Source organism: Achromobacter ruhlandii, assembly GCF_902859695.1.
GTDB classification, from domain to species: domain Bacteria; phylum Pseudomonadota; class Gammaproteobacteria; order Burkholderiales; family Burkholderiaceae_B; genus Achromobacter; species Achromobacter ruhlandii.
Genome location: NZ_CADIJL010000012.1, coordinates 65,343 through 91,282, shown reverse-complemented (window position 1 = coordinate 91,282; position 25,940 = coordinate 65,343). Strand labels below are relative to the sequence as shown.

General features: G+C 65.6%; 25 protein-coding genes. 15 read left to right on the top strand and 10 right to left on the bottom strand.

All coding sequences use genetic code 11. From position 1 onward, the window contains the following. The first annotated feature begins 15 nt into the window (after positions 1 to 15). Entirely contained in the window at positions 16 to 546 is a 531-nt protein-coding gene (gene ppa, locus HV742_RS16550) for an inorganic diphosphatase (RefSeq protein WP_049072482.1), read from the top strand. On the opposite strand, the gene HV742_RS16545 is transcribed toward ppa, so the two are convergent. The 4 genes from HV742_RS16545 to HV742_RS16530 form a co-directional block, all read right to left on the bottom strand. Next, positions 547 to 1,383: an IclR family transcriptional regulator gene (locus tag HV742_RS16545; protein WP_059269646.1), complete on the bottom strand. Its 837-nt coding sequence runs from the start codon at positions 1,381 to 1,383 to the stop codon at positions 547 to 549. Between the two features lie 14 nt (positions 1,384 to 1,397). Then, positions 1,398 to 2,162 carry an SDR family NAD(P)-dependent oxidoreductase gene (locus HV742_RS16540; RefSeq protein ID WP_100509293.1) on the bottom strand — a complete coding sequence of 255 codons (765 nt, stop codon included), beginning with the start codon at positions 2,160 to 2,162 and terminating at the stop codon, positions 1,398 to 1,400. Then, the gene (locus HV742_RS16535; protein ID WP_175145913.1) at positions 2,159 to 3,370 is read right to left on the bottom strand and encodes an ABC transporter substrate-binding protein; all 1,212 of its coding nucleotides are present in this window, start codon (positions 3,368 to 3,370) and stop codon (positions 2,159 to 2,161) included. Before HV742_RS16535 ends, HV742_RS16540 begins: the two co-directional genes overlap by 4 nt. A 79-nt stretch (positions 3,371 to 3,449) precedes the next feature. Continuing rightward, a complete protein-coding gene (locus tag HV742_RS16530; protein ID WP_049072486.1) occupies positions 3,450 to 3,848 on the bottom strand; it encodes a cupin domain-containing protein in 399 nt (132 codons plus the stop codon). Positions 3,849 to 4,065: 217 nt separating this feature from the next. Between HV742_RS16530 and HV742_RS16525 the strand changes: the two genes are divergently transcribed. The 7 genes from HV742_RS16525 (at position 4,066) to HV742_RS16495 (ending at position 9,453) form a co-directional block, all read left to right on the top strand. Beyond that, the gene (locus HV742_RS16525; RefSeq protein ID WP_049072487.1) at positions 4,066 to 4,845 is read left to right on the top strand and encodes an SDR family NAD(P)-dependent oxidoreductase; all 780 of its coding nucleotides are present in this window, start codon (positions 4,066 to 4,068) and stop codon (positions 4,843 to 4,845) included. A 10-nt stretch (positions 4,846 to 4,855) separates the two neighbouring features. Continuing rightward, positions 4,856 to 5,617 carry an ABC transporter ATP-binding protein gene (locus HV742_RS16520; RefSeq protein ID WP_054417623.1) on the top strand — a complete coding sequence of 254 codons (762 nt, stop codon included), beginning with the start codon at positions 4,856 to 4,858 and terminating at the stop codon, positions 5,615 to 5,617. Then, a complete protein-coding gene (locus HV742_RS16515; RefSeq protein WP_175145912.1) occupies positions 5,617 to 6,309 on the top strand; it encodes an ABC transporter ATP-binding protein in 693 nt (230 codons plus the stop codon). The genes HV742_RS16520 and HV742_RS16515 overlap by 1 nt, the downstream gene beginning before the upstream one ends. A 13-nt stretch (positions 6,310 to 6,322) precedes the next feature. After that, on the top strand, positions 6,323 to 8,200 hold the full coding sequence (locus tag HV742_RS16510; protein WP_049072490.1) for an ABC transporter permease: 1,878 nt from the start codon (positions 6,323 to 6,325) through the stop codon (positions 8,198 to 8,200). Continuing rightward, a complete protein-coding gene (locus HV742_RS16505) occupies positions 8,200 to 8,502 on the top strand; it encodes a Dabb family protein (RefSeq protein ID WP_175145911.1) in 303 nt (100 codons plus the stop codon). The genes HV742_RS16510 and HV742_RS16505 overlap by 1 nt, the downstream gene beginning before the upstream one ends. An 82-nt stretch (positions 8,503 to 8,584) precedes the next feature. After that, positions 8,585 to 9,280, top strand: coding sequence for a fumarylacetoacetate hydrolase family protein (locus tag HV742_RS16500; RefSeq protein WP_049072492.1), 696 nt, complete (start codon positions 8,585 to 8,587; stop codon positions 9,278 to 9,280). Positions 9,281 to 9,321: 41 nt separating this feature from the next. Then, positions 9,322 to 9,453 carry an entericidin A/B family lipoprotein gene (locus tag HV742_RS16495; protein ID WP_006388428.1) on the top strand — a complete coding sequence of 44 codons (132 nt, stop codon included), beginning with the start codon at positions 9,322 to 9,324 and terminating at the stop codon, positions 9,451 to 9,453. 146 nt (positions 9,454 to 9,599) lie between these two features. Here HV742_RS16495 and HV742_RS16490 read toward each other — a convergent pair whose 3' ends face one another. The 3 genes from HV742_RS16490 to HV742_RS16480 are packed head-to-tail and all read right to left on the bottom strand — an operon-like array spanning position 9,600 to position 12,290. Then, on the bottom strand, positions 9,600 to 11,306 hold the full coding sequence (locus tag HV742_RS16490) for a PhoH family protein (protein ID WP_054417624.1): 1,707 nt from the start codon (positions 11,304 to 11,306) through the stop codon (positions 9,600 to 9,602). Positions 11,307 to 11,364: 58 nt separating this feature from the next. Beyond that, a complete protein-coding gene (locus tag HV742_RS16485) occupies positions 11,365 to 11,829 on the bottom strand; it encodes a peroxiredoxin (protein ID WP_006388430.1) in 465 nt (154 codons plus the stop codon). Further along, a complete protein-coding gene (locus HV742_RS16480) occupies positions 11,829 to 12,290 on the bottom strand; it encodes an Mth938-like domain-containing protein (protein WP_049072493.1) in 462 nt (153 codons plus the stop codon). Before HV742_RS16480 ends, HV742_RS16485 begins: the two co-directional genes overlap by 1 nt. A 332-nt stretch (positions 12,291 to 12,622) precedes the next feature. Between HV742_RS16480 and alaC the strand changes: the two genes are divergently transcribed. The 4 genes from alaC (at position 12,623) to HV742_RS16460 (ending at position 17,196) form a co-directional block, all read left to right on the top strand. Then, positions 12,623 to 13,807, top strand: coding sequence for an alanine transaminase (gene alaC, locus HV742_RS16475; protein ID WP_059269648.1), 1,185 nt, complete (start codon positions 12,623 to 12,625; stop codon positions 13,805 to 13,807). A 176-nt stretch (positions 13,808 to 13,983) separates the two neighbouring features. Further along, the gene (locus HV742_RS16470; RefSeq protein ID WP_049072494.1) at positions 13,984 to 15,288 is read left to right on the top strand and encodes a homoserine dehydrogenase; all 1,305 of its coding nucleotides are present in this window, start codon (positions 13,984 to 13,986) and stop codon (positions 15,286 to 15,288) included. A gap of 123 nt (positions 15,289 to 15,411) precedes the next feature. Beyond that, on the top strand, positions 15,412 to 16,821 hold the full coding sequence (gene thrC / locus HV742_RS16465; RefSeq protein WP_059269649.1) for a threonine synthase: 1,410 nt from the start codon (positions 15,412 to 15,414) through the stop codon (positions 16,819 to 16,821). 153 nt (positions 16,822 to 16,974) lie between these two features. Further along, positions 16,975 to 17,196 (top strand): YgdI/YgdR family lipoprotein, encoded by a 222-nt coding sequence (locus HV742_RS16460; RefSeq protein WP_006393778.1) that lies wholly within the window; start codon positions 16,975 to 16,977, stop codon positions 17,194 to 17,196. A 71-nt stretch (positions 17,197 to 17,267) separates the two neighbouring features. On the opposite strand, the gene HV742_RS16455 is transcribed toward HV742_RS16460, so the two are convergent. Both HV742_RS16455 and pepN read right to left on the bottom strand, forming a co-directional pair. Continuing rightward, the gene (locus HV742_RS16455; protein ID WP_054417627.1) at positions 17,268 to 18,287 is read right to left on the bottom strand and encodes a class 1 fructose-bisphosphatase; all 1,020 of its coding nucleotides are present in this window, start codon (positions 18,285 to 18,287) and stop codon (positions 17,268 to 17,270) included. A gap of 10 nt (positions 18,288 to 18,297) precedes the next feature. Next, positions 18,298 to 21,003, bottom strand: a complete 2,706-nt coding sequence (gene pepN / locus HV742_RS16450; protein WP_175145910.1) for an aminopeptidase N — start codon at positions 21,001 to 21,003, stop codon at positions 18,298 to 18,300. Positions 21,004 to 21,153: 150 nt separating this feature from the next. Here pepN and HV742_RS16445 point away from each other — a divergent pair, with 150 nt between their 5' ends. Beyond that, entirely contained in the window at positions 21,154 to 21,792 is a 639-nt protein-coding gene (locus HV742_RS16445) for a DUF4136 domain-containing protein (protein ID WP_175145909.1), read from the top strand. 86 nt (positions 21,793 to 21,878) lie between these two features. Here HV742_RS16445 and HV742_RS16440 read toward each other — a convergent pair whose 3' ends face one another. Next, complete coding sequence (locus tag HV742_RS16440; RefSeq protein WP_049072500.1) at positions 21,879 to 22,262, bottom strand: H-NS histone family protein; 384 nt, start codon at positions 22,260 to 22,262, stop codon at positions 21,879 to 21,881. A gap of 770 nt (positions 22,263 to 23,032) precedes the next feature. On the opposite strand from HV742_RS16440, the gene tldD reads away from it, so the two are divergent. Both tldD and aroG read left to right on the top strand, forming a co-directional pair. After that, positions 23,033 to 24,493: a metalloprotease TldD gene (tldD, locus tag HV742_RS16435; protein ID WP_049072501.1), complete on the top strand. Its 1,461-nt coding sequence runs from the start codon at positions 23,033 to 23,035 to the stop codon at positions 24,491 to 24,493. A gap of 288 nt (positions 24,494 to 24,781) precedes the next feature. Then, complete coding sequence (gene aroG / locus HV742_RS16430) at positions 24,782 to 25,855, top strand: 3-deoxy-7-phosphoheptulonate synthase AroG (protein WP_049072502.1); 1,074 nt, start codon at positions 24,782 to 24,784, stop codon at positions 25,853 to 25,855. The last annotated feature ends 85 nt before the right edge of the window (positions 25,856 to 25,940 follow it).

Here is a 25,940-nt window from a genome sequence, read left to right as displayed (position 1 = left end):
TGACAAGGTTCAATCATGAGTTATGACCGCGTGTCCCCCGGCAAGAAGCTGCCGGAAGACTTCAATGTGATCATCGAGATCCCCATGAACGCCGACCCGGTGAAGTACGAGGTCGACAAGGAATCGGGCGCGATCTTCGTCGACCGCTTCATGCTGACGGCCATGCACTACCCGTGCAACTACGGCTATATCCCGCAAACGCTGTCGGAAGACGGCGACCCCGCCGACGTGCTGGTGCTGACCCCGTTCCCCATCCAGATCGGCGCCGTAGTGCGCTGCCGCGCCATCGGCGTGCTGGAAATGGACGACGAGTCGGGTGGCGACGCCAAGCTGCTGGCCGTGCCGATCGAAAAGCTCTACCCCCCGTACCGCAACATCAAGTCGTACGAAGACCTGCCGGCCGAAGACACGGCCCGCATCCAGCACTTCTTCGAGCACTACAAGGACCTGGAAAAGGGCAAGTGGGTCAAGGTCAAGGGCTGGAAGGGCGTTGATGCCGCCCACGAGGAAATCCTCAAGAGCGCCGAGCGCTACAACAAGGGCTGATCAGGCCTTGCGCCGCGCCGGTGTCGCACCGGCGGGCGCCTTCAAGCGGCGCGGCCGCGACGGCATGATGCCGATCGCCGCCGCGCCGTTGTCTTGCAGGCCCTGCAGATTCTGCGTCACCTGCGCCGCCGCCTCCTGAATGCGTTCCTGCAGCAGCGCCAGCCGCTTGGCGGGCGTGCGCGCCTCGGCGGCGATGAACACCAGGCTGCCCACCACCTTCTGGTCCGGCGTGAAGATCGCCGAGCCGATCCCCATCAATCCCGGATCGACCTCGCCGTGCGAGACGCAGACGCCGGCCGCCCGCAATTGCTTGAGGTTGGCGCGGAACGCATCCCAGTCCTCGCCCAGGCCGGCCTCGCGGATCTCGGCGGCGTGCCACAGCATCAGGTTGCGCAACTGGTAAGGCGGCAGATTGGCCAGGATGGGCTTGGCGGTGGCGCCGCGGAACATGGGGAAGGGGCGGCCGCGCGCGTAGCTGGATTCGATGGAATGGTCGGTCCAGTAGCGGTCCACGCACATGACCTTGTCGCCGTAGTAGCTGCACAGCATCAGGTTGGCGTTGAGTTCGTCGCCCGTGGCGCGCATGACCTCACGGGCCGCGCGCATCAGCGGGTCGTGCTGGCGCAGGTGCCGGTCCAGCTCGATGATGCGCGAGCCGAGCACGTAGGCGCCGCCGGCGGTCGGCGCCAGCAGGCCGCTTTCGGTGAGTGACTTGAGATAGCGGTAGGCGGTGGCGCGCGAACACTCCAGATGCGCCATGACGTCCTCCTGGAACGCGGCGGTGGTGTCGTCGCGGAAGAGGTCGAGGATGGACAACATGCGATCGGGAGTGCTCATTGCTGCTGATGCGCCTAGTGAATGTGGAAGCCGCCGTTGACGTCGACCACGATGCCGGTTGAGTAGGAGGACAGGTCCGAGGCCAGGAACAGAATGGCCTGCGCCACTTCGGCCGGGGAGCCGAAGCGTTGCAGCGGAATGCCCTGTTTGAGTTCTTGTTCCCAATTTTCGCCGAATTTGCCGAGCGTCATGTCGGTCTCGATGATGCCCGGCGCCACGCAGTTGGCGCGCACGCCGCGTGGGCCCAGTTCGCGCGCCAGTGCCTTGGTGAAACTGATGACGCCGCCCTTGGACGCGGCATAGTGCGAACCGCCCAGCAGGCCGCCGCCGCGCAGGGCGGCGGTCGAGCCCAGGTTGACGATGGCCGGGCGGCGCTCGCTTTCCAGCAAGTGGGGCAGGGCGGCGCGCGTCACGTTGTAGGTGCCGGTCAGGTTGACGTCGATCATGCGGCGGAACTCGTCCTCGGGCAGGTCCCAGATGCGGGTCGCGGCGACGATGCCGGCGTTGTTCACCAGCACGTCGATGCCGCCCAGCGCCTGCGCCGCCCGCGCCACGGCCTGCTCGCAGGAGGCGCTGCTCGACACGTCGCAGTGCAGATTGGCGCGGCCGCCGACGAGGCCGGCGTCGGCGTGGTCGGGGTAATCGCGGTCCAGCACCGCGACGCTGGCGCCTTGCGCCAGGAATTGCGCGACGATGGCGGCGCCGATGCCACGGGGGTTGGCGCCCCCCGTGATCACGGCGCGCTTGCCTGCCAGCAGGCCGGGCGCGCCGCCGCTCATGGCTTCACCAGCGCGCAGCCGCCCTGGTCCAGCGGACGGAACGCCTGTTCGGCGGGAATCTTGCGCACCAGCTTGTAGTAATCCCAGTCGCGCTTGGATTCCGACGGCTTCTTCACCTGCAACAGATACAGGTCGCGCATCACCCGGCCATCCTCGCGGATGCGGCCGTTCTCGGTCATGAAGTCGTTGATGGGGGTGTCATGCATCTTCTTGAGCACCGCCTCGGACGCATCGGTGCCGGCGGCCTTGACCGCGTTCAGGTAGTGCATGGTGGCGCTGTAGTTGCTGGCCTGCACCATCGATGGCATGCGGCCGGTGCGCTTGAAGTAGCGCTCGGACCATTGGCGCGCCTTGTCGTCCTGGTCCCAGTAGAACGGCTCCACCAGGTTCAGGCCCTGCGCGTATTCCAGCCCGACGCTGCGCACGTCGACGATGCTCATGAAGAGCGCGGCCACGCGCTGCTTGCTGCCCATGATGCCGAACTCGAACGCCTGCTTGATGCTGTTGATGGTGTCGCCGCTGCCGTTGGCCAGGCCGATCACCTGCGCCTTGGAGGCCTGCGCCTGCAGCAGGAACGACGAGAAGTCGGCGCTGGCGATGGGGTGGCGCACGCTGCCGACCACCTGTCCGCCCTTGGCCTTGACCACCGCCATGGCGTCGCGTTCGAGCGAGTGGCCGAATGCATAGTCGGAGGTGATGAAGAACCAGCTCTTGCCGCCATCTTCCATGACGCCGCTGGCCACGCCGGTGGCGTAGGCGTAGGTGTCGTAGGTCCAGTGCATGCCGTTGGGCGAGCAGGCCTTGCCGGTCAGGTCGGCCGAGCCGGCGCTGGTGAAGATCACCACGCGCTTCATCTGGCGGGTCAGGTCCTGCACCGCCAGGGCGATGGCGGAGTTGGGCACGTCCAGGATCAGGTCGACCTTGTCGTTCTCGTACCAGCGGCGCGCGATCGAGACGCCGATGTCCACCTTGTTCTGGTGGTCGGCGGACACCACCTCGATGGGTTTGCCCAGCACGCTGCCGCCGAAATCCTCGACGGCCATCTTCACGGCCTCGACGCCGAACTTGCCGGACAGGTCGGCCATCATGCCGGACTGGTCGCCCAGCACGCCGATCTTGACGACGTCGTCGGACACCTGGGCCTGGGCCGACAGCGAAACGGCGCCCAGCGCGCAGGCGGCCAGGCAATGCTTGAAACGGATCTTCATGGTTTTGTCTCCTCGGGGGCTTGTCGCTTGGCGCGCCGTCCTGTGCCGGGCGGTCGCGCGGGGTCTTGCCGGGGCGAGCCTATTCCAGCGTCTGGCCGGCGTAGGCGTCGATGAACAGGTTGGGTTTCAGGAAGAAGCTCAGCACCAGCGCGCCATGCGGAGCACGGGCCACGTGGCGGTTGCCGCGCGGGCGCCAGACGTAGTCGCCGGCGCGCACTTCGCCTTCGGCGTCGACGATCGAGCCTTCCAGCACGTAGGTCTGCTCGACCTCGACATGTTCATGTAGCGGCAGCTCGGTGCCGGGCTGCCAGCGGAACAGCGCGGTCAGCAGGCCGGACTCCTTGTCCTGCATCAGCACCTTCATGTCGATGCCTTCGACCTGCGTGGGTTTCCAGGGCAATTCATCCACTTTCAGGAAGCGCGATGCCAGTGGGGGCAGCGCGTTGGCCGCAGGGCAGCCAGGGGTTTCGAGGGCCATGATGTCTCCTAGCCAAAACTCGTTATGGAAGAAAAACTAAAAATCTTGTTATTGAGTGTTTGAAAATAGTCGCGTATATTGAGATTTATGTCAATCACGTTTTCCACCAAGGATGACGGAGCGACACGGGCCGGACCAGGGGGAGCACGCGTCAAGGGAGTCATCCCGGCGCGCATGCCGCTAGAGATCCGGCGCCAATAAAACAAGGAGACAAGCTGTGAATCAGGACTATCTGGGCCAGACCTTCGGGCTGGCCGGGCGCACGGCGCTGGTGACGGGGGGGGCGCGCGGGTTGGGCTTCGCCATCGCGGCCGGGCTGGGCCAGGCCGGCGCCGGCGTGGTGATCAACGACCTGTCGCAGGCGGCCTGCGATGCCGCCTGTGAACGGCTGGCCGCGGCCGGCATCGCCGCGCGCAGCGCGGTGTTCGATGTGGCCGACGGCGCCGCCGTCGAACGCGCGGTGGCGCGACTGGATGCCGATGGCGTGGCCGTCGACGTGCTGGTCAGCAATGCCGGCAACCAGAACCGCAAACCGGTGGTCGAGATGGCGCCCGCCGAATGGCAGGCGCTGCAGAACGTGCACGTGAATGGCGCCTTCCATTGCGCCCGCGCCGTGCTGCCGGGGATGGCGGCGCGCGGCTTTGGCCGCATCGTGCTGATGTCCTCCGTCGCGGGTCAGGCCACCATGCCGAACATCGCCGCTTATGCCACCGCCAAGGGCGCCATCGCGGCGTTCACCCGCGCGCTGGCGGTCGAGTATGGCGGTCAGGGCATCACCTGCAACGCATTGGCGCCGGGCTTCGTGCGCACGGACTTCACCCAGGGGCTGCAGGACAATCCGCAGTTCCAGTCGTTCCTGTCGACGGCGGTGCCGGTGGGACGGTGGGCCACGCCCGAGGACATCGCGCCGGCGGTGGTGTACCTGGCCTCGCCGGGGGCTTCGTTCGTCAACGGCCACGTGTTGGCGATCGACGGCGGCCTGCTGGCCCGCATGTAGGAGAACGGCCATGAGCACCCAAGCGGTTCTGTCCGCCCAGGGGCTGGTCAAGCGGTTCGGCGGCTTCAATGCCGTCGACGGCGTGTCCCTGGCCCTGCGGGAAGGTTCCATCCATGCCTTGATCGGCCCCAACGGCGCCGGCAAGACCACCTGCTTCAACCTGCTGACCAAGTTCCTGACGCCCGACCAGGGCGCAATCCATTATCGCGGCCGCGACATCACCGCGCTGGCGCCGGAGCAGATCGCGCGCCTGGGCATCGTGCGCTCGTTCCAGATTTCGGCGGTGTTCCTGGGGCTGACCGTGCTGCAGAACATGCGCGTGGCGCTGATGCGCCAGCATGGCGACGGGATGCGGTTCTGGCGCAGCCGTCGCAGTGTCGATCGCCTCAACGACCAGGGCCTGGCCCTGCTGGAGGCGGTCGGTCTGGCGGGCCTGGCCGACACCACGGCGGCCCTGTTGCCCTACGGCCGCAAGCGGGCGCTGGAAATCGCGATGACGCTGGCCCTGGAGCCCGAAGTGATGCTGCTGGACGAGCCAATGGCCGGCCTCGGCCAGGAAGACGTGGCCCGCATCGCGGCGCTGATCCGGCGCGTGTCGGCCAACCGCAGCATCCTGATGGTGGAGCACAACCTGTCGGTGGTGGCGGACCTGTCCGATTCCATTACGGTGCTGGCGCGCGGCGCGGTGCTGGCGCAGGGCGACTACGCCACGGTGTCGCGCGACGAGCGCGTCATTACCGCCTACATGGGCGCCGACGAGGGAGACGACTGATGCTGTCGATCAAGGACCTCAACGCCTGGTACGGCGAATCGCATGTGCTGCATGGCGTCGATATTGAAGTGCGGCGCGGCGAACTGGTCACCATCCTGGGCCGCAACGGCGCGGGCAAGACCACCACGCTGCGCGCCGTCATGGGCATCCTGGACAAGCGCCGCGGCTCGATCCTGTTGAATGGCCAGGAAACCGTGGGCATGGCGCCGCACCGCATCCCGCGGCTGGGCGTGGTGTATTGCCCGGAGGAACGGGCGGTGTTCCGCAGCCTGGATGTGACCGAGAACCTGCTGCTGCCGCCGCGCCTGGCCGATGGCGGCATGTCGCTGGACGAGATCTACACCCTGTTTCCCAACCTGCGCGAACGCAGCGCCAGCTCCGGCGGCAACCTGTCGGGCGGCGAGCAGCAGATGCTGGCGATCGCCCGCATCCTGCGCACCGGCGCCCAGCTGATCCTGCTGGACGAGCCCACCGAGGGGCTGGCGCCGGTGATCGTGCAGCAGATCGGGCAGGCCATCCGCACGCTCAAGGAGCGCGGTTTCACCATCGTGCTGGTGGAGCAGAATTTCCGCTTCGCCACCAAGGTGGCCGACCGCCACTACGTGATGGAGCACGGCCGCGTGGTCGACCAATTGTCGGCGCTAGAGGCGCGCAATGATCCCGAGCGGATCGCGCGCCGCCTGGGCGTCTGAGGGGGAGAATCCTGTGTTCGAAATTTTTGGCGTGCCGTCCACGGCACTGTTCGGCCAGCTCCTGCTCGGCCTGATCAACGGTTCGTTCTACGCCTTGCTCTCGATCGGGCTGGCGGTGATCTTCGGCCTGTTGAACATCATCAACTTCGCCCATGGCGCGCAGTACACGGCGGGCGCGTTCCTGGCCTGGATGCTGCTCAATTACCTGGGCGTGAACTACTGGGCCGCGCTGGTGCTGGTGCCGCTCATCATGGCGGCGTTCGCCATCGTGATCGAGCGCGTGCTGATCTCGCGCACCTACCGCATGGACCATCTGTACGGCTTGCTGCTGACCTTCGGGCTGGCGCTGCTGATTGAAGGCGGGCTGCGCCAGGCCTACGGCGTGTCGGGGTTGCCGTACACCATCCCCAAGGCGCTGACGGGCGGGGTCAACCTGGGCTTCATGTTCCTGCCGTGGTACCGCGGCTGGGCGGTGGCGGTGTCGCTGGTGCTGTGTCTGGCGGTGTGGGTGCTGATCGAGAAGACCCGCGTCGGCGCCATGCTGCGCGCGGCCACCGAGAACCCGACCATCGTGCGCTCGTTCGGCATCAACGTGCCGCTGTTGATCACGCTGACCTACGCGCTCGGCGTGGCGCTGGCGTCGGTGGCCGGCGTGATCGCCGCGCCCATCTACCAGGTCAGCCCGATGATGGGCTCGAACCTGGTGGTGGTGGTGTTCGCGGTGGTGGTGATAGGCGGCATGGGTTCCATCATGGGCGCCATCGTCAGCGGCTTCGGGCTGGGCATCATCGAGGGGCTGACCAAGGTGTTCTATCCGGAAGCCGCCAACCTGGCGATCTTCCTCATCATGGTGCTGGTGCTGCTGTGCAAGCCTGCCGGCCTGTTCGGCAAGCCGCTGCAGGTGCAGAACGTGCTGGCGGCCGAAGCCACGCGCGAACCGGTGCAGCTGGGTCGTCGCGCCATGCGCTGGAGCATGGCGGCCCTGGCGCTGGTGGCGCTGGCCGCGCCCTGGTTTGTCTATCCCACGTTCCTGATGAAGGTGCTGTGTTTCGCGCTGTTCGCCGCGGCCTTCAACCTGCTGGTGGGCTATGTCGGCCTGTTGTCGTTCGGCCACGCCGCCTTCTTCGGCGCGGCGGCCTATGCCACCGGCATTGTCATGAAGCTGCTGGGCGCCACGCCCGAACTGGGCCTGCTGGCCGGGGTGCTGACCGGCGGCCTGCTCGGGCTGGCGTTCGGCGCCATCGCGATCCGGCGCCAGGGTATCTACTTCGCCATGATCACGCTGGCGCTGTCGCAGCTGGTGTACTTCATCGCGGTGCAGGCGGGTTTCACCGGCGGCGAGGACGGCCTGCAGAGCGTGCCGCGCGGCAAGCTGTTCGGTCTGTTCGACCTGGACAGCGTGATGCCGATGTACTACTTCACGCTGGCGGTGTTCGCCCTGGGTTACGCCTTCGTGCTGCGGGTGCTCAATTCGCCGTTCGGCGAGGTGATCCGTTCCGTGCGCGACAACGAGCAACGGGCCCGCTCGCTGGGCTATTCGACGTCGCGCTACAAGCTGCTGGCGTTTACGTTGTCGGCCTCGGTGGCGGGATTGGCCGGCGGGCTCAAGGTGCTGGTGTTCGGCGTGGCCTCGCTGACCGACGTGCACTGGCACGCCAACGGCGAAGTGGTGCTGATGGCGCTGCTGGGCGGCATTGGCACGGTGTTCGGTCCGCTGGCCGGCGCGTTCACTTTCGTGTCGCTGCAGAATTACCTGGCGCCGCTGGGGTCCTGGGTGCTGATCGTGCAGGGGGCTATCTTCATCCTGTGCGTCCTGTTGTTCCGCGACGGCATCATGGGGCTGGTGTCGCGCGCCTGGCTGGCCGTCGCCCGTTCGAAAAAGGAGTCGTGATGTTCCTGCATGTCGTGATGCTGCAGCTTTCCGGCGCCGCCGACGCGCGCTTCCATGAACGGGTGCAGGGATACTGTGCCCGCATCATGGCCGAATGCGACGGGGTGGCCGCCTATGCCTTCCGGCCCAACGAGGCCAGCCGCTCGGATGGCCTGTCCCATGCGGTGGTGGCCGGCTTCGCCGACGTCGCCGCCCACGACCGCTATCAGGTGTCGCCCGCGCATCAGGAAATGAAAGCCTACATGGCCGACTTCATCACGCGCCTGGTGGTGTTTGACGGGGAAATCCCTACAATTCCCTGAATATTCGCGTTCCCGGAAAGGGATACACTCGCGGATGATTTTTTGCCATCGGACCGTTCCACCCGTCATAGGTTGATAGATCATGGACTACGTATTGCCTCCCCAGCCGCTGACCGCGGTTCCCGTTGCTGGCAGCGCCGCGCTGTTCCCGGTGCGCCGCGTCTATTGCGTCGGCCGCAACTACGCCGAGCACGCCAAGGAAATGGGCTTCACCGGCCGTGAAGATCCGTTCTTCTTCTGCAAGCCCGCCGACGCCGTGCTGAGCGTGGCCGATGGCGAGACCGGCAAGATGCCGTATCCGCCCAAGACCTCCAACCTGCACTACGAAATGGAACTGGTGGTGGTGCTGGGCAAGGGCGGTCGGGACATTCCGGTGGATCAGGCCAACGATTGCGTCTGGGGCTACGCCCTGGGCCTGGACATGACCCGCCGCGACCTGCAGGGCGAAATGAAGAAGCAGGGCCGTCCCTGGGAAGTGGGCAAGGCGTTCGACCTGTCCGCGCCCCTGGGGCCGATCCACCCGCGCAGCGTGGTCGGCACGCTCGACAAGGGCGCCATCTGGCTCGACGTCAACGGCCAGCGCAAGCAGGCCAGCGATATCTCCCAGATGATCTGGAACATCCCCGAAAGCATTGCCTACCTGTCGGGCCTGTTCGAGCTGCAGCCGGGCGACATCATCTTCACCGGCACGCCCGAGGGCGTGGGCGCCGTGGTGCAGGGCGATGTCATCACCGGCGGCGTGGATGGCCTGGGCGAACTTCGCGTCCAGATCGTTTAAAGTACGCCCCGGAACCGTTTCTTCACTTCAGGAGCGCCAGCATGCGCAGCAAGATCGTGCTGACCGCCTTCGTCGTGTTCGGCTTCGTACTCGCCGGTTGCAATACCGTGGCGGGCATGGGCAAGGACATGTCGCGGGCCGGCAACGCCATCACCAACGCCGCCGACAAATAATCGTCCGGCCGTGTGGAAAAAAAAGCCCCTTGATCGCTCAAGGGGCTTTTTCTTTGGCCGGGCGCGGCGTTACGGGGATTCCCTGCCAGCCGCTCCAAGGGGAAACAGTCCCCTCGGCGGGCAGCTAGCCCACGCCGCGTGGCGGCTCACAGCACGTCCCCGGCGTAGTCCGCCAGGCGCGAGCGCTCGCCGCGCTGCAAGGTTACGTGGCCCGAGTGCGGCCAGCCCTTGAAGCGGTCGACCACGAACGTCAGGCCCGAACTGCCTTCGGTCAGGTAAGGCGTGTCGATCTGGGCGATGTTGCCCAGGCAGATCACCTTGGTGCCGGGGCCGGCGCGCGTCACCAGCGTCTTCATCTGCTTGGGCGTCAGGTTCTGGGCCTCGTCGATGATCAGGTACTTGTTCAGGAAGGTGCGCCCGCGCATGAAGTTCAGCGACTTGACCTTGATGCGCGACCGGATCAGGTCCATGGTGGCGGCGCGCCCCCAGTCGCCGTTGCCTTCGCCTTCGCCCATGTTCAGCACGTCGAGGTTGTCTTCCAGCGCCCCCATCCAGGGCAGCATCTTCTCTTCCTCGGTGCCGGGCAGGAAGCCGATGTCTTCACCGACAGGCACCGTGACGCGGGTCATGATGATCTCGGTGTAGCGCTTGGTCTCCAGCACCTGGGTGATGCCGGCCGCCAGCGCCAGCAGCGTCTTGCCCGTGCCCGCCTGGCCCAGCAGCGACACGAAGTCGCATTCCGGGTTCATCAGCAGGTTCATGGCGAAGTTCTGCTCGCGGTTGCGCGCGGTGATGCCCCAGACGTTGTTCTTGCCGTGGGTGTAGTCGCGCAGCGTCGCCAGCACCGCCATCTTGCCGCTGACCTCGCGCACCTGGGCGTACAGCGGCATCTGGCCTTCGAAGTAGACGAACTGGTTGACCACGAACTGCGAACACAGCGGGCCGTGGATGCGGTAGAAGGTGGTGCCGCCCTGTTGCCAGGATTCGACGTCCTTGCCGTGCTTGTTCCAGAAATCCTCGGGCAGCTGCATCACGCCCGAGTACATCAGGTCCGAGTCTTCCAGGACGTGGTCGTTGAAGTAGTCTTCCGCGGCCATGCCCAGCGCGCGCGCCTTCAAGCGCATGTTGATGTCCTTGGACACCAGCACGACTTCGCGCTGCGGGTATTTTTCCTGCAGCGCCCGCACCACGCCCAGGATCTGATTGTCGGCCTTGCCCATGGGCAGGTCCGAGGGCAGGGTGCTGTGGATGGCGGTGGTCTGGAACATCAGGCGCCCGGTGGCGTCCTTGTTGCCCAGCTTGGCCAGTTCCAGGCCTTCGTCCAGCTGGGTCGCGTCCTGCACCAGGGCGTCGAGCGAACGGCTGACCTGGCGGGCGTTGCGCGCCACTTCGGACATGCCCTTTTTCTGGTGGTCCAGTTCTTCGAGCGTCATCATCGGCAGGAAGATGTCGTGCTCTTCGAAGCGGAACAGCGAGCTGGGGTCGTGCAGCAGCACGTTGGTGTCCAGCACGAACAGCTTGCGCGGCTCGTTCTGGGCGCGCGGCTTGGCGCGCTTGGCCGGAGTCGCGGCGGGCTTGGCCTGGCGCGCCTGGGCGCGCGGCGCCGGGGCCGGCGCGGCGGGGGCCGGCGGCGGCACCTGGCGGGCCGGAATCTGGGCCTTGCGGGCGGGATGGGCCATGCCGTCGAGTTCGGGCTGGACCAGCAGCTCGTCCTCGTCGTCTTCGGCCAGGACGGCCTGGGTGTTCGACCGCGCAGCGGCGGTCTTGGTGCTGCGGGCCTGCGCCCGGGCGTTATCGCCCGAGGGGAAGGTCAGGATGGCTGCGGGGCGGGTGGGCAACTTCGGAAGCGGCATATGCGTCACTCTCCAGTATGGGCCGGCTATGGCACCTGACGGGTATTCCTGTGCACGGCTAACCGATGCTCTTGGCGGCCTGCAGGACTTCCTTGGCGTGGCCCGGGACCTTCACCCCGCGCCACTCCTGCACCAGCACGCCATAAGCGTCGATCAGAAAGGTGCTGCGCTCGATGCCGCGCACCTGCTTGCCGTACATGTTCTTCTGCTTGATGACGCCGTACAGATTGCACACGGTTTCGTCGGCGTCGGAGATGAGAGGGAAAGGAAGCTCGTACTTGGCCTTGAAGTTCTCGTGCGACTTCAGCGAATCGCGCGAGATTCCGACCACCACGGCGCTGGCCGACAGGAAGTCGGCGTGCAGGTCGCGGAAATCCTGGCTCTCGGTCGTGCAGCCAGGGGTGTTGTCCTTGGGATAGAAATACAGGATCACGGCGCGACCCTGGCACTGCTCCAGGCTGATCGGCCCGATGGTGCTTTCAGCGGTGAACAGCGGGGCGGGCTTGCCGATGATGGGCATCATCATGTCTGGGGTTCTCCGTTCGGGGGGATGAGGGCGACGACCACGCGCCGGCCCTCCGCCATCAGGATGTTGTAGGTGCGCGAGGCGGCGTGGGTGTCCATGATTTCCACGCCGATGCCCGCGGCCAACAGGGGACGCAGCACTTCGGGGCGCAGGAACTGCTGGCGGCCGCCCGTGCCGACCAGCAGCACTTCCGGCGCATTGGCCGGGCGGCTGGGGGTGGCTTCGGGTTCGTCCAGGAACGCCAAGGGGTCGCGGACGGGTTCGGACAATCCGGCCGCCTGACGCAAGAGGGTGGGGGTGATGTCGGCCGGCGACTGAACGGGCCAAGGGGCAACTTCGCCTTCGGGGCCAAAAGCGACCGAGGAGGAAAAACGTACCTGGTTGACCTCGATATAACCGTCACCGTAGGCGGTGACGGTGTTCAGGGCGGCCGTCGCAGGATCGGTATGCAGCTTCAATAAATACTCCGGCTTTATGGCTCCGATAATAGCGCATCAGGATGGCGGCATGTTGCAAAGGGAATACCCCCACGCCTTGCTCGCTGCGCACTCTGCCCCGCGGGGGCTGCCCGCCCTTGGGGGCGGCCCGGCGGCCGGACGGGCATTTTTGCCACCAATTTTGCCCTCAAACAGGCCCTATTTTTGTTCCATTTGCCGCCCAGGCGTCCTTGCGCTAGATTACAGGGTTTTGCTGCGCCGCAAACCTTTGCTGGCGCGGCCTTTGAGCCCGTTTCCCCTTCGCGCCCTCGCGCCCTGGATTTTTGCCCCTTCGCCCCCTAAGGATTCCCATCATGAGGAAGTTCTCTCGCATTGAGCGTTTGCCCCCGTACGTTTTCAACATTACCGGCGAGCTCAAGATGGCAGCCCGTCGGCGCGGCGAGGACATCATCGACATGTCGATGGGCAATCCGGACGGCGCCACCCCCAAGCACATCGTCGACAAGATGGTCGAGGCCACCATCCGCCCGACCACCCACGGCTACTCGGTGTCCAAGGGCATCCCGCGCCTGCGCAAGGCCATCTGTGACTGGTACCAGCGCCGCTACGCGGTCGAACTCGACCCCGATTCCGAAGCCATCGTCACCATCGGCTCCAAGGAAGGCCTGGCGCACCTGATGCTGGCCACCCTGGACCGCGGCGACACCGTGCTGGTGCCCAACCCCAGCTACCCGATCCACATCTATGGCGCGGTCATCGCCGGCGCCAACATCCGTTCCGTGCGCATGACGCCGGGCGTGGACTTCTTCGAGGAACTCGAGCGCGCCGTGCGCGAGTCGATTCCCAAACCCAAGATGATGGTGCTGGGCTTCCCCAGCAACCCGACCGCCCAGTGCGTCGACCTGTCGTTCTTCGAGCGCGTGGTGGCCCTGGCCAAGGAACACGACATCCTGGTGGTGCACGACCTGGCCTACGCCGACATCACCTTCGACGGCTATGTCGCCCCCTCGATCATGCAGGTGCCCGGCGCGCGGGATGTCGCGGTCGAGTTCTTCACCATGAGCAAGAGCTACAACATGGCGGGTTGGCGCATCGGCTACATGGTCGGCAACCGCGAGCTGGTCGGCGCGCTGGCGCGCATCAAGAGCTATCACGACTACGGCACGTTCACGCCGATCCAGGTGGCCTCGATCGCCGCCCTGGACGGCCCGCAGGACTGCGTGAACGAGATCGTGGCGCAGTACCAAAGCCGCCGCGACGTGCTCGCGCGCGGTCTGCACGAAGCAGGTTGGAATGTGGAAATTCCCAAGGCGTCCATGTACATCTGGGCGCAGATCCCCGAACCCTACCGGGCAATGGGCTCTTTGGAATTTGCCAAGCGCGTCCTGTCGGATGCGAAAGTGGCCGTGTCCCCCGGGATCGGCTTCGGCGAGTATGGCGACGAATACGTACGCTTCGCTCTTATCGAAAACGAGCAGCGCACCCGCCAGGCGGTGCGCGGCATCAAGGATATGTTCCGCAAGGACGGCTATAGGTAAGGTCCCCCCCGAAGCGCTGCGCGCTTCCCCCCAGGGGGGCATGCTGGCGGACCGGCGGAGCCGGATCCGCGGCATCCCGATCGGGGGGCGCGTTTGTGGACTGCAGCCGTTATTGCGTGAGTGTTTGGAGAACTGAAATGAATTCCCCTCAACGCCCGCCCGCCGAGGGCGCCGCGATGAATCCCATGAAAGTGGGCCTGCTGGGCCTGGGCGTGGTCGGCGGCGGCACCTGGACGGTGCTGTCGCGCAATGCGGAAGAGATCGCGCGCCGCGCCGGTCGCCGCATTGAAGTGACCCGCGCCGCCGTGCGCGACGTGCCCAAGGCGCGCGCCCGCGTCGGCGACACGCTGCCCGTGGATACCGACGTGCACGCGCTGGTGCGCGATCCCGAGATCGACATCGTGGTCGAGCTGATCGGCGGCGATACGCTGGCGCGCGAGCTGGTGCTGGAAGCCATCGCCAACGGCAAGCACGTGGTCACCGCCAACAAGGCGCTGCTGGCCAAGCACGGCAATGAGATCTTCGCCGCGGCCTCCGAGCGCGGCGTGATGGTGGCCTTCGAAGCCGCCGTCGCCGGCGGCATCCCCATCATCAAGGCCATCCGCGAAGGCCTGACCGCCAACCGCATCCAGTGGGTCGCCGGCATCATCAACGGCACCACCAATTTCATCCTGTCGGAAATGCGCTCGCGCGGCCTGCCGTTCGCCGACGTGCTGGCCGAAGCCCAGCGCCTGGGCTACGCCGAAGCCGATCCCACGTTCGACGTGGAAGGCGTCGACGCCGCGCACAAGCTGACGCTGCTGGCCTCGCTGGCCTTCGGCGTGCCGGTGCAGTTCGACCGCGCCTACATCGAAGGCATCTCGCAACTGGCCGCCGAGGACATCGAGCACGCCGAGCGCCTGGGCTACCGCATCAAGCTGCTGGGCATCACCAAGCGCCGCGCCGACGGTATCGAGCTGCGCGTGCATCCCGCGCTGGTGCCGGCCGAGCGCCTGTTGGCCAACGTCGAAGGCGCCATGAACGCGGTGCTGGTCAAGGGCGACGCCGTCGGCCCGACGCTGTACTACGGCCAGGGCGCCGGCGAAGAGCCGACCGCCTCGGCGGTGGTGGCCGACCTGGTCGACGTGACCCGCCTGCATACCGCCGATCCGGGCAACCGCGTGCCGCATCTGGCGTTCCAGCCGGACGCCATGGCCGACACGCCGATCCTGCCGATCGAGCAGGTCAGCACCTCCTACTACCTGCGCCTGCGCGTGGACGACCAGCCGGGCGTGCTGGCCGACATCGCGCGCCTCCTGGCCGACCGCTCGATCTCGATCGGCTCGATGATCCAGCAGCCCTCGCACATCGGCGGCGCGGACATCATCTTCCTGACGCACGAAGCGGTGGAGGGCAACGTCAACCAGGCCATCGAGCGCATCGAGGCCTTGCCGTTCGTGCGGTCCAAGGTCACGCGCCTGCGCGTGGAGCATTTGGCATGAGGAAGGCCCACCCCCGAAGCGCCTGCGGCGCTTCCCCCTCAAGGGGGCGCCGGCGGCGGCCCGGCGGAGCCGGCTCCGCGCGGCCTGGCCTGGCGGGACGCAGTGCATTGTGGAGTCAATGACATGAACTACATTTCTACGCGGGGGGGCATGGCGCCCCTGCCGTTCTCCGACATCCTGCTCGAAGGGCTGGCGCCGGATGGCGGCCTGGCCGTGCCGGAGCAACTGCCGCAGATCTCGGCAGAGACGCTGGAATCGTGGCGTGGCCTGCCGTACGCCGACCTGGCGTTCGAAGTGCTGTCGCGCTTTGCCACCGACATCCCGGCCGAGGACCTGCGCCGCCTGACCCGCGCCGCCTACACCTCGCAGATCTTCAACAGCGAAGACATCGTCCCGCTACGTCCGCTGAACGACGGCCTGTCGCTGCTGGGGCTGTCCGAAGGCCCGACGCTGGCCTTCAAGGACATGGCCATGCAGTTCCTGGGCCAGGTGTTCGAGTACGTGCTGACCCAACGCGGCACCACGCTCAACATCGTCGGCGCCACCTCGGGCGACACCGGTTCGGCGGCCGAATACGCGCTGCGCGGCAAACGCGGCGTGGCCGTATTCATGCTGTCGCCGCACGGCCGCATGAGCGCGTTCCAGCGCGCCCAGATGTACTCGCTGCAGGACGAGAACATCCACAACATCGCCGTGCGCGGCGTGTTCGACGAAGCGCAGGACATCGTCAAGGCGCTGGCCGGCGACCTGGCCTTCAAGGCCAAGTACCGCCTGGGCGCGGTCAACTCGATCAACTGGGCGCGCATCGCCGCCCAGGTGGTGTACTACTTTCACGGCTGGCTGCGCGCCACCGACAAGCCGGGCCAGCAGGTCTCGTTCACGGTGCCCTCGGGCAACTTCGGCAACATCCTGTCGGGCCACATCGCCCGCGGCATGGGCCTGCCGGTACGCCGCCTGGTGCTGGCCACCAACGAGAACAACGTGCTGGAAGAATTCTTCCGCACCGGCATCTATCGCCCACGCCCGGCCGAGCAGACCTACGCCACCTCCAGCCCGTCGATGGACATTTCGCGCGCCTCGAACTTCGAGCGCTTCGTGTTCGACCTGGTCGGCCGCGATGCCGACCGCGTCAAGGCGCTGTGGGCCGACATGGCGCGCGACGGTTTCTTCGACCTGTCGGCGCTCAAGCCGCAATTCGAGGCACAGTACGGCTTCGTCTCGGGCGCCAGCTCGCACGAAGACCGCCTGGCCACGATCCGTTCGCTTTACGACGAGACCGGCGTGCTGGTCGATCCGCACACCGCCGACGGCGTCAAGGTCGCGCGCGAGCACGTCGAGCCCGGCGTGCCGATGCTGGTGCTGGAAACCGCCTTGCCGGCCAAGTTCTCGGAAACCATCGAGGCCGCGCTGGGCCGTCCGGCCACGCCGCCGGGCAATCTGGCCAACCTGGAATCCTTGCCGCAGCGCGTTGAAGTCATGGACTGCGATGCCGCCGCCGTGCGCCGCTACATCGAGGCCCACGCCAAGGTGTAAAGGCAGCTTGCGGTTGTATGGGGTTGCAACCTCTCGCGGTGTGAGCCGCGAGGGGTTTTTTACTTTCATACGCATTTTGGCCACATGCCGTCACTTTTTTTCGGCGCGCATCCGATACAGTGAATCCACCATTCACACTCGGAGAACACGCCCATGAACCTGAAGACCATGACGTTGGCCCTGGTGGTGACCGGAGTAGGGGTGCTGGCCGGATGCTCGTCGCCCTCGGTTATTCAGCAACGGGACGGGACCTCGACCGTGACGCCCGACACGCCGACCTATGACAAGAAGTCCGGCATGTACGAGTACGACAAGGACGGCAAGAAGGTCCAGATCAACAAGGACGATGTGAAGTCCATCGAAGAGGTCAAGTAAGCCCTTCGCCGGATCCCGACGAAAAAAAGCCCCGGCTCAGGCCGGGGCTTTTTGTTGGGCGAACACCGGGCTTACTTGCCCGCGTCCTCGGCGTGGTAGCGGCCCACGCGTTCGACTTCGTTCTTCGAGCCCAGGATCACGCTGACGCGCTGGTGCAGCTTGTCCGGCTGGATGTCGAGGATGCGCTGCGTGCCGTTGATTGCCGCGCCGCCGGCCTGTTCGATGAGGAAGCTCATGGGGTTGGCTTCGTACATCAGGCGCAGCTTGCCGGCCTTGCCCGGCTCGCGCGCATCCCAGGGGTACATGAAGATGCCGCCGCGGGTCAGGATGCGATGCACATCGGCCACCATCGAGGCGATCCAGCGCATGTTGTAGTCCTTGCCCAGGGGGCCGGTGGAACCGGCCAGGCAGTCGTCGATGTAGCGCTTGACCGGGGCGGCCCAGTGGCGCATGTTCGACATGTTGATGGCGAATTCCTTGGTGTCTTCGGGCACGCGGATGTTCTCGTGGGTCAGCACCCAGGAACCCATCTCGCGGTCCAGCGTGAAACCGACCACGCCGTTGCCGATGGTCAGCACCAGCATGGTCTGCGGGCCGTAGACGGCATAGCCGGCCACCACCTGCTTGTTGCCCGGCTGCAGGAAGTCGGCCTCACAGACCGGCGCGCCCGACACGTTGTGCGGGGCGTGCAGCACCGAAAAGATGGTGCCGATCGACACGTTCACGTCGATGTTCGAGGAGCCGTCCAGCGGATCGAACAGCAGCAGGTATTCGCCCTTGGGGTAACGGTTCGGAATCAGGTGGATGGTCTCCATCTCTTCCGAGGCCATGGCCGCCAGGTGGCCGCCCCATTCGTTGGCTTCGAGCAGGATCTCGTTGGACAGCACGTCCAGCTTCTTCTGCACTTCGCCCTGCACGTTCTCGCTTTCGAGACTGCCCAGGACGCCGCCGAGCGCGCCCTTGCTGACCGCGTGGCTGATCGCCTTGCAGGCGCGCGCCACCACTTCGATGAGCAGCCGCACTTCGGGGGCCAGGGCCTGCGCGGAGCGTTGCTGCTCCACCAGGTATTGGGTAAGTGTTTTACGTTTCAAGAGGTTCTCCCTATGCTGCGAATTCTAAAGCCTTGGATACGATTTCCTGCACGTTGCGCGACAGCCCTTCGTGGGCGCGCACCCGCTGCAGCGCTTCCTGCATGGGGCCGCGCAGGGCCGGCACGTAGCGCGACCAGTTGTCCAGCGCGCGCGCCAGGCGGGCGGCGATTTCCGGGTTGAGGGCGTCCAGCGCCAGCACCTGGTCGGCCCAGAAGGCGTAGCCCGAGCCATCCGGGTGGTGCATGCCGCGGGCATTGTTCAGGCAGAACTGGAAAATCAGCGCGCGCGCCCGGTTCGGGTTGCGCAGCGTGAACGCCGGGTGCGTCATCAGTTCGCGCGCGGTCTGCACCGTGGTGTAGCGCGCCGCCGCCTGCAGCGCGAACCACTTGTCCACCACCAGCGCGTTGTCATGCCATTTGTCGTAGAACGCCGCCAGCGCCCGTTGCGGGAAGTCGCCCTGGCCGTAGTTGATCAGGGCCGACAATGCCGCCATGCTGTCGGTCATGTTGCCGGCGTGTTCGTATTGCTGTTCGGCCAGGCGCTGCGCCTCGTGCTCGCCGGCCGCCATCAGGTGGCTGAGCGCCAGGTTCTTCATGGCCCGCTTGCCGGCCGGCACGGGCGCGGGGCTGTATTCGCCCGGCGTCTGGTTGTCGTCGAAGGCCTGGCGGAATTCGGCCGCCAACTGCCGGCCCAGCTCGGCGCGCAGGAAATCGCGCGCCACCGCCAGCGCCGGCGGATCGACGGCCTGCATGCGTTCGGCCAGGGTCTTTTCCGAGGGCAGCGCCAGGGCGCGGGCGCGGTAAGCGGCATCCAGCGCCGGGTCGGTCAACAGCGCGCGCCAGGCGGCGATGAAGGCCGGGTCGGCGTGCAGCGTGCGGCCGGCCTGGCGCGCCTCGGCCAGCGCCAGGATCTGGCGGGTGGCCAGTTCCTGGCCGGCTTCCCAGCGCGCGAACGGGTTGCCGTCGTGGGCCGACAGCAGCGCCAACTCCTCGTCGGTCCAGTCGTAATCGACGATCACCGGCGCGGAAAAGTCGCGCAGCAGCGACGGCACCGGCATTTCGTCGATGTCGTCGAAATGCCATTGCTGGCTCTGCGTGGTCAGTTCCAGCAGCGCGGTGTCCTTGACCGCGCCGTCATGGCGCAAGGGCAGGGCGCGGCCATTGCGGTCCAGCAGGCCGATGGCGAAGGGGATATGGTAGGGCGCCTTGACGAAGCCGGCGGGGGCCTTTTTCTCGACACCGACCGGCTGGCATTCCTGCGACAACGTCACGGTGCAGCGGCGCGCGGCGGCGTCGTGCGTCAACTGGACGCTAACGCGCGGCGTGCCGGCCTGGCGGTACCAGTTGCGGAACACCGACAGATCGCGGCCCGGGTGCTGACGGGTGTAGACCGATTCCATGGCGGCGACGAAGTCGTCGCAGGTCACGGCCTGGCCGTCGTGGCGGCGGAAATACTCGTCCATGCCGGCGCGGAAACCGGCTTCGCCCAGCAGCGTGTGCTGCATGCGGATGACCTCGGCGCCTTTCTCGTACACCGTGGCGGTATAGAAGTTGCCGATTTCCTGATAACTGTCGGGGCGGATCGGGTGGGCCATCGGACCCGCGTCCTCCGGGAATTGCGCCGCGCGCAGTGTCACCACGTCGTCGATGCGCTTGACCGCGCGGGCGCTGGCGGCGGCGGTTTCGTCCATGCCTTGCGCCATCATGTCGGCGCTGAATTCCTGGTCGCGGAAGACGGTCAGCCCTTCCTTCAGGCTCAACTGGAACCAGTCGCGGCAGGTGACGCGGTTGCCGGTCCAGTTGTGAAAGTACTCGTGGCCGATGACCGATTCGATGCCCTCGTAATTGGCGTCCGTGGCGGTATCCGCGTCGGCCAGCACGTAGGCGGCATTGAAGATGTTCAGGCCCTTGTTCTCCATCGCGCCCATATTGAAGTCATGGACGGCCACCACCATGAAGCGGTCCAGGTCGAGTTCCAGGCCGAAACGGGTTTCGTCCCAACGCAACGCGCGCACCAGGGAGTCCAGCGCCCATTCGGTCTTGGTCTCGGCGCCCGGGTCGCTGTAGACCTGCAGCAGCACGTCACGGCCGCTGGCGGTCTTGACCTTGGTTTCGCGCTGCGTCAGGTTGCCGCCCACCAGCGCGAACAGATAGCAGGGCTTGGGGAACGGGTCTTCCCATTCCACCTCGTTGCGGCCGTCGGGCAACTGGCGCGAGGCAACCAGGTTGCCGTTGGACAGCAGCACCGGATAGGCCGGCGCGGCGCGCAAGGTCACGCGGTAGCGCGACATGACGTCCGGCCTGTCGGCGAACCAGGTGATGCGGCGAAATCCCTCCGCCTCGCATTGGGTGAAGAAATTGCCGCCCGAGACGTACAGGCCCATCAGCGTTGAGTTGGCCGAGGGCTTGCAACGGCTGACGATCTCCACGGTGGCTTCGGCGGGCAGGCCGTACAGCGCCAGGCTGTGTTCGGACAGGTGGTAGCGGTCGGCCGGCAGGGCCTGGCCGTCCACGCCTACCGAGACGAGTTCCAGCTCTTCGCCGTCCAGCACCAGGGCGGCGTCGGCGCTGGCATCGGCCTTGCGCCGCACCTGCATGATGCAGCGCACCTCGGTGCTGTCGGGCGCCAGGTCGAAGGCCAGGGAGACTTGCGGAATGTCGTAGGGGTAGGGCTGGTAATCCTTGCGGTATACGGTAACGGGCGTGTCTGTGCGCATGGGATTGCAGTCCTGTATGAACGAGAGTCCTATTGTAGTGGCTGGGCCGTGACACACAGGCGCATCGGCCCCGGGGGAGCGTAAACTTTCGGCGGCCCGCGCGGTCAAAGCTCAGTATGATGGGCGCCGTCGCGCAATGAGGAGTTGCAAATGTTCCGTTCCGTACCGTTCAATACCGGCCGTTGGGCCGCCGTCCTGGCCGTACTGGGGGCGCTGGTGCTGAGCGGATGCGCCACTCCCACCGTGTCGGCGCGCGTCACCTCGTTCCAGCAATGGCCCACCGGCGTCGAAGGCCAGACCTATCAATTCGTGCCCGCCGAACCGTCACAGGCCAATAATCTTGAATACCAGTCCTACCAGGACATGGTTCGTGCCGGTATCGGCGCCACCGGCCTGGTGGAAGCCCCGGCCGGCGCCAAGGCCCGTTTCGACGTGTCGTTCCGTTATGGCACGGCACAGACGCAAGTCATGGTGCGGCGGCCTTATGACCCATATTTCAACGGCGGGTATGGCTACGGCGGCTTCTATGGTCCGCGTCCGTGGGGCGGCTATTACGGCTACTGGGGCCCGGAATGGGTGGACGTGCCCGTGGTGGCCCAGCGCAATACGCTCTCGCTGCAGATCCACGACAGCCAGCGCGGCGGGGCCGAGGTCTACCGGTCCAGCGCCTTCATACTCAGCGAGCAGGACAATTTCGTCCGCATGATGCCCTACCTGGTTCGTGCAATATTTGACAACTTCCCGGGAAATAATGGCGCCGAGCGTGAAATCCAATTTCCCGTTCAGTAAATTTCAGCCGCCGCGGGCGGCAAGCCAAAAATAATAAAGGCGCACCACAATGGTGCGCCTTTATTTTTCTTACTGAAAAATAGGTTTTATTCTTTGATGAGAAAACTGTCGCGCGTGGCGCCGGCGGCTTCTTCCGCGGCGAGCCAGCGCGGCGCCTTGCCACGACCGCTCCAGGTTTCCCCGGTTTGGGGGTGGCGGTACTTGGGCGCAACGGCGCGTTTGGCGGCGTTGGCGGGGCGGCCGGCGGCGCCAGCCTTGCGGCGGCCGGCGCTGGCGGCGCGGACAGGCTTGCCGGCGCCGTAGGCGGCGGCGATCTCTTCGGGGGTGATGTCGTACTCGCGCATCGACGTGATGATCGACGAGATCACCGGCTTGCGACGCTTGGTTTGGAGGACTTCAGCCTTCTTTTGGAGCTTGTTGATTTCCTTTTCGATCTTTGCTTGCAGAGCTGCGTAGGTTTCTCGGGCCATGGTTATTCCTGATTATGGAACTGCTTTAATCGCCGGCGGAGTTATGTTTATTTGTTGTGCCTCGCATAATACAGAAATTGCCGGTCGAGTGCCGCAGTTTTGGACTAATTACTTTGTATCAAAACCGCCGGAGAGTCTTTAGTCTTGCGGGTTCCCGCAAGGAACAAGTTTTGGGAATGATATTCTCAAATTTGGGACCAATTGAAACAAAACCCGCTTTGGTTCACGGGGCGGACGAATGCAACTTCATGGCGCCGGAATTGCGTGCTTTTGTTTCAGGAAGCGAGCGGATGGATGAAAGATCCGGAAATTTCAGCGATAGGTAAGAATGCGTCACCCCGGTTTCGGAAAGCGCGTCCGCATCGTCTCGGACTGATCTTCCAGAGATCGGACGACTGGGGCATTGCGCGTATTTCAGCGATTTGAGCGGGTATACGGATTTTCCTTCCCGATTCTCGGGAAAGTTATGTCGGTGTAAAGATTTTCGTCATTCTCCCCGGTATCTCTATTTTGTTGTTGAGTTGTATGACAAGTTTGGCACTGTCTTCCGCCATGCTGCATTGCGGTCGGCAGGGGCCGCTGGAAGCAATGCGTGGCGGCAGGATCCTATTTTCGGCTAGCGTTGGCGCCAGTTTGGGAGCGGCCGCAAATTGGTTAACTTGCTAGACAATATTCGAGCGGCGCGACGTCGGACCCGTGTCGGCGGTACGATATAGCCTTGAGCGTCCTGGCAGCCGCGTGTGCGCGCCGGCGCCCCCGAACAGAGTCCTATGAAAATCATCGATCCCGCTATTGCATCCCTGGCCACCGCCAAATCGCTGTTGCTCGACCCCTGGGGGCTGACCGAGGCCGACATGGCGCGCGCGCTGGGCGAAATCTTCACCCACAAGGTCGACTATGCCGACCTGTATTTCCAGTACACCCGCAGCGAGGGCTGGAGCCTGGAAGAGGGCATCGTCAAGACCGGCAGCTTCTCGATCAGCCAGGGCGTCGGCGTGCGCGCCGTCAGCGGCGAGAAAACCGCGTTCGCCTATTCCGATTCGCTCTCGGCCGACGCCTTGCTGTCCTCGGCCCATGCGGTGCGCGGCATCGCCCGCCGCGGCGCCGGCAAGGTCAAGGTGGCGGCGCAAGTCGAGGCCGAAATGGGCCGCAGCCTGTATGCCGACATCGATCCGGTGGCGACCCTGAGCGCGCCCGAGAAGGTCGCGCTGCTTGAACGCATCGAGCGCATGGCGCGGGCCCGCGATCCGCACGTGATCCAGGTCATGGCCGGCCTGGGGGCCGAATATGACGTTGTGCTGGTGGCTGGCAGCGATGGCCGCCTGGCAGCGGACGTGCGGCCGCTGGTGCGCCTGTCGCTGACCGTCATCGCCGAACGCAATGGCCGCCGCGAAATGGGTCATGCCGGCGGCGGCGGCCGCCTGGGGCTGGCGTATTTCACCGACGAAATGCTGCAGGGCTACGTCGAGCGCGCCGTGCATGAAGCCATGGTCAACCTGGAGGCGCGCCCGGCGCCCGCTGGCGAGATGACGGTGGTGCTGGGATCCGGCTGGCCCGGCATCCTGCTGCACGAAGCCGTCGGCCACGGCCTGGAAGGCGACTTCAACCGCAAAGGCTCCAGCGTGTTCTCGGGCCGCATCGGCGAGCGTGTCGCGTCCAAGGGCGTGACCGTGGTCGACGACGGCACCATTCCCGATCGCCGCGGCTCGCTCAACATCGACGATGAAGGCAACGCCACCCAGCGCAACGTGCTGATCGAAGACGGCATCCTGCGCGGCTACATGCAGGACACGCTGAACGCGCGCCTGATGAAGACCGCCGCCACCGGCAACGGCCGCCGCGAATCGTTCGCGCATCTGCCCATGCCGCGCATGACCAATACCTACATGCTGGCCGGCGACAAGGCGCCCGAGGAAATCATCTCGTCCGTCAAGCGCGGCCTGTACGCGGCCAATTTCGGCGGCGGGCAGGTCGACATCACCAACGGCAAGTTCGTGTTCTCGGCCTCCGAGGCCTACATGATCGAAGACGGCAAGATCACGTATCCGGTCAAGGGCGCCACCCTGATCGGCAACGGCCCCGACGCCATGACCCGCGTCAGCATGATCGGCGACGACCTGAAGCTGGATTCCGGCGTGGGCACGTGTGGCAAGGATGGCCAGAGCGTGCCGGTGGGCGTGGGCATGCCCACGGTGCGCATGGAAGGCCTGACCGTCGGCGGGACGGCCTGACCGGGCGCCAGGCCGCCAGCAGGGCCGCCACGCCGCGTCATAAACCGGCGTGACGGCCCGAAAAAATTGTGCTAGAGTCTTTTCCCATGAAATTCGCTTCCCCCGCCTTTTACTTTTATTTTTTTGGTTTTCTGAAGCCGCTGGCGGAGGAAGGGAAGCGCTCAATCTGAAGTTTGGAAAGAATCCCCCCAAAAAAGCCGCCAGCGAACTGGCGGCTTTTTTTGTGCCGTCAGCTTGAGGAACAACCCCGGGACCGATCCCGGTGGCGGGAAACCCAGGAGCAGTACCGTGTCACACAATACCGACGACCTTCGCATCCGAGAAATCAAAGAGCTGAACCCGCCCGCGCACGTCATGCGCGAGTTCGCCTGCACCAAGGAAGCTTCCGACACCGTGTTCGCCGCCCGGCAGTCGATGCACCGCATCCTGCATGGCATGGACGACCGCATGATCGTCGTGATCGGCCCGTGTTCGATCCACGACACCCGCGCCGCGATCGAATACGCGAAGCGCCTGAAGCCGGTGCGTGACCGTCTCAGCGCGGACCTGGAAATCGTGATGCGCGTGTATTTCGAGAAGCCCCGCACCACGGTCGGTTGGAAGGGGCTGATCAACGACCCGGACCTGGATGGCAGCTTCGACATCAACAAGGGCGTGCGCGTGGCGCGCGAGCTGCTGCTGGATATCAACAGCCTGGGGCTGCCGGCGGGGTGCGAGTTCCTGGACATGATTACGCCGCAGTACATTGCGGACCTGGTTTCCTGGGGGGCGATCGGGGCGCGCACGACGGAGAGCCAGGTGCATCGCGAACTGGCATCCGGACTGTCGTGTCCGGTGGGTTTCAAGAACGGCACGGATGGCAATGTGAAGATCGCCGTGGACGCGATCAAGGCGGCATCGCAGCCGCACCATTTCCTGTCGGTGACCAAGGGCGGGCATTCGGCCATCGTCTCGACGGCCGGCAACGAGGACTGTCACGTCATCCTGCGCGGCGGCAAGACGCCGAACTACGACGCCGCCAGTGTCGATGCGGCCTGCCAGGACATGTCCAAGGCCGGCCTGGCGCAACGCATCATGATCGACGCCAGCCACGCCAACAGCAGCAAGAAGCCCGAGAACCAGCCTCTGGTGATCGAGGACGTGGCGCGTCAGATGGAAGCGGGCGACGCGCGTCTTGTCGGCGTGATGGTCGAAAGCCATCTGCTCGGCGGCCGCCAGGACATGGTGCCGGGCACGCCGCTGGTCTACGGCCAGAGCATCACTGACGGCTGCATCGACTGGGACGCCTCGGTGGCCGTGCTCGAGCGCCTGGCGCATGCCGTGCGGGAGCGCCGCCGGGTTGCGCTTACCTCCGGCAAATGAGCCGCAACGGCCGCGAGCCGTCCAGGCGGACGGTTTGCGGCGCAGCAAGGCGGGCGGCGTAGAATATCCGGATTCCCCATCCGAG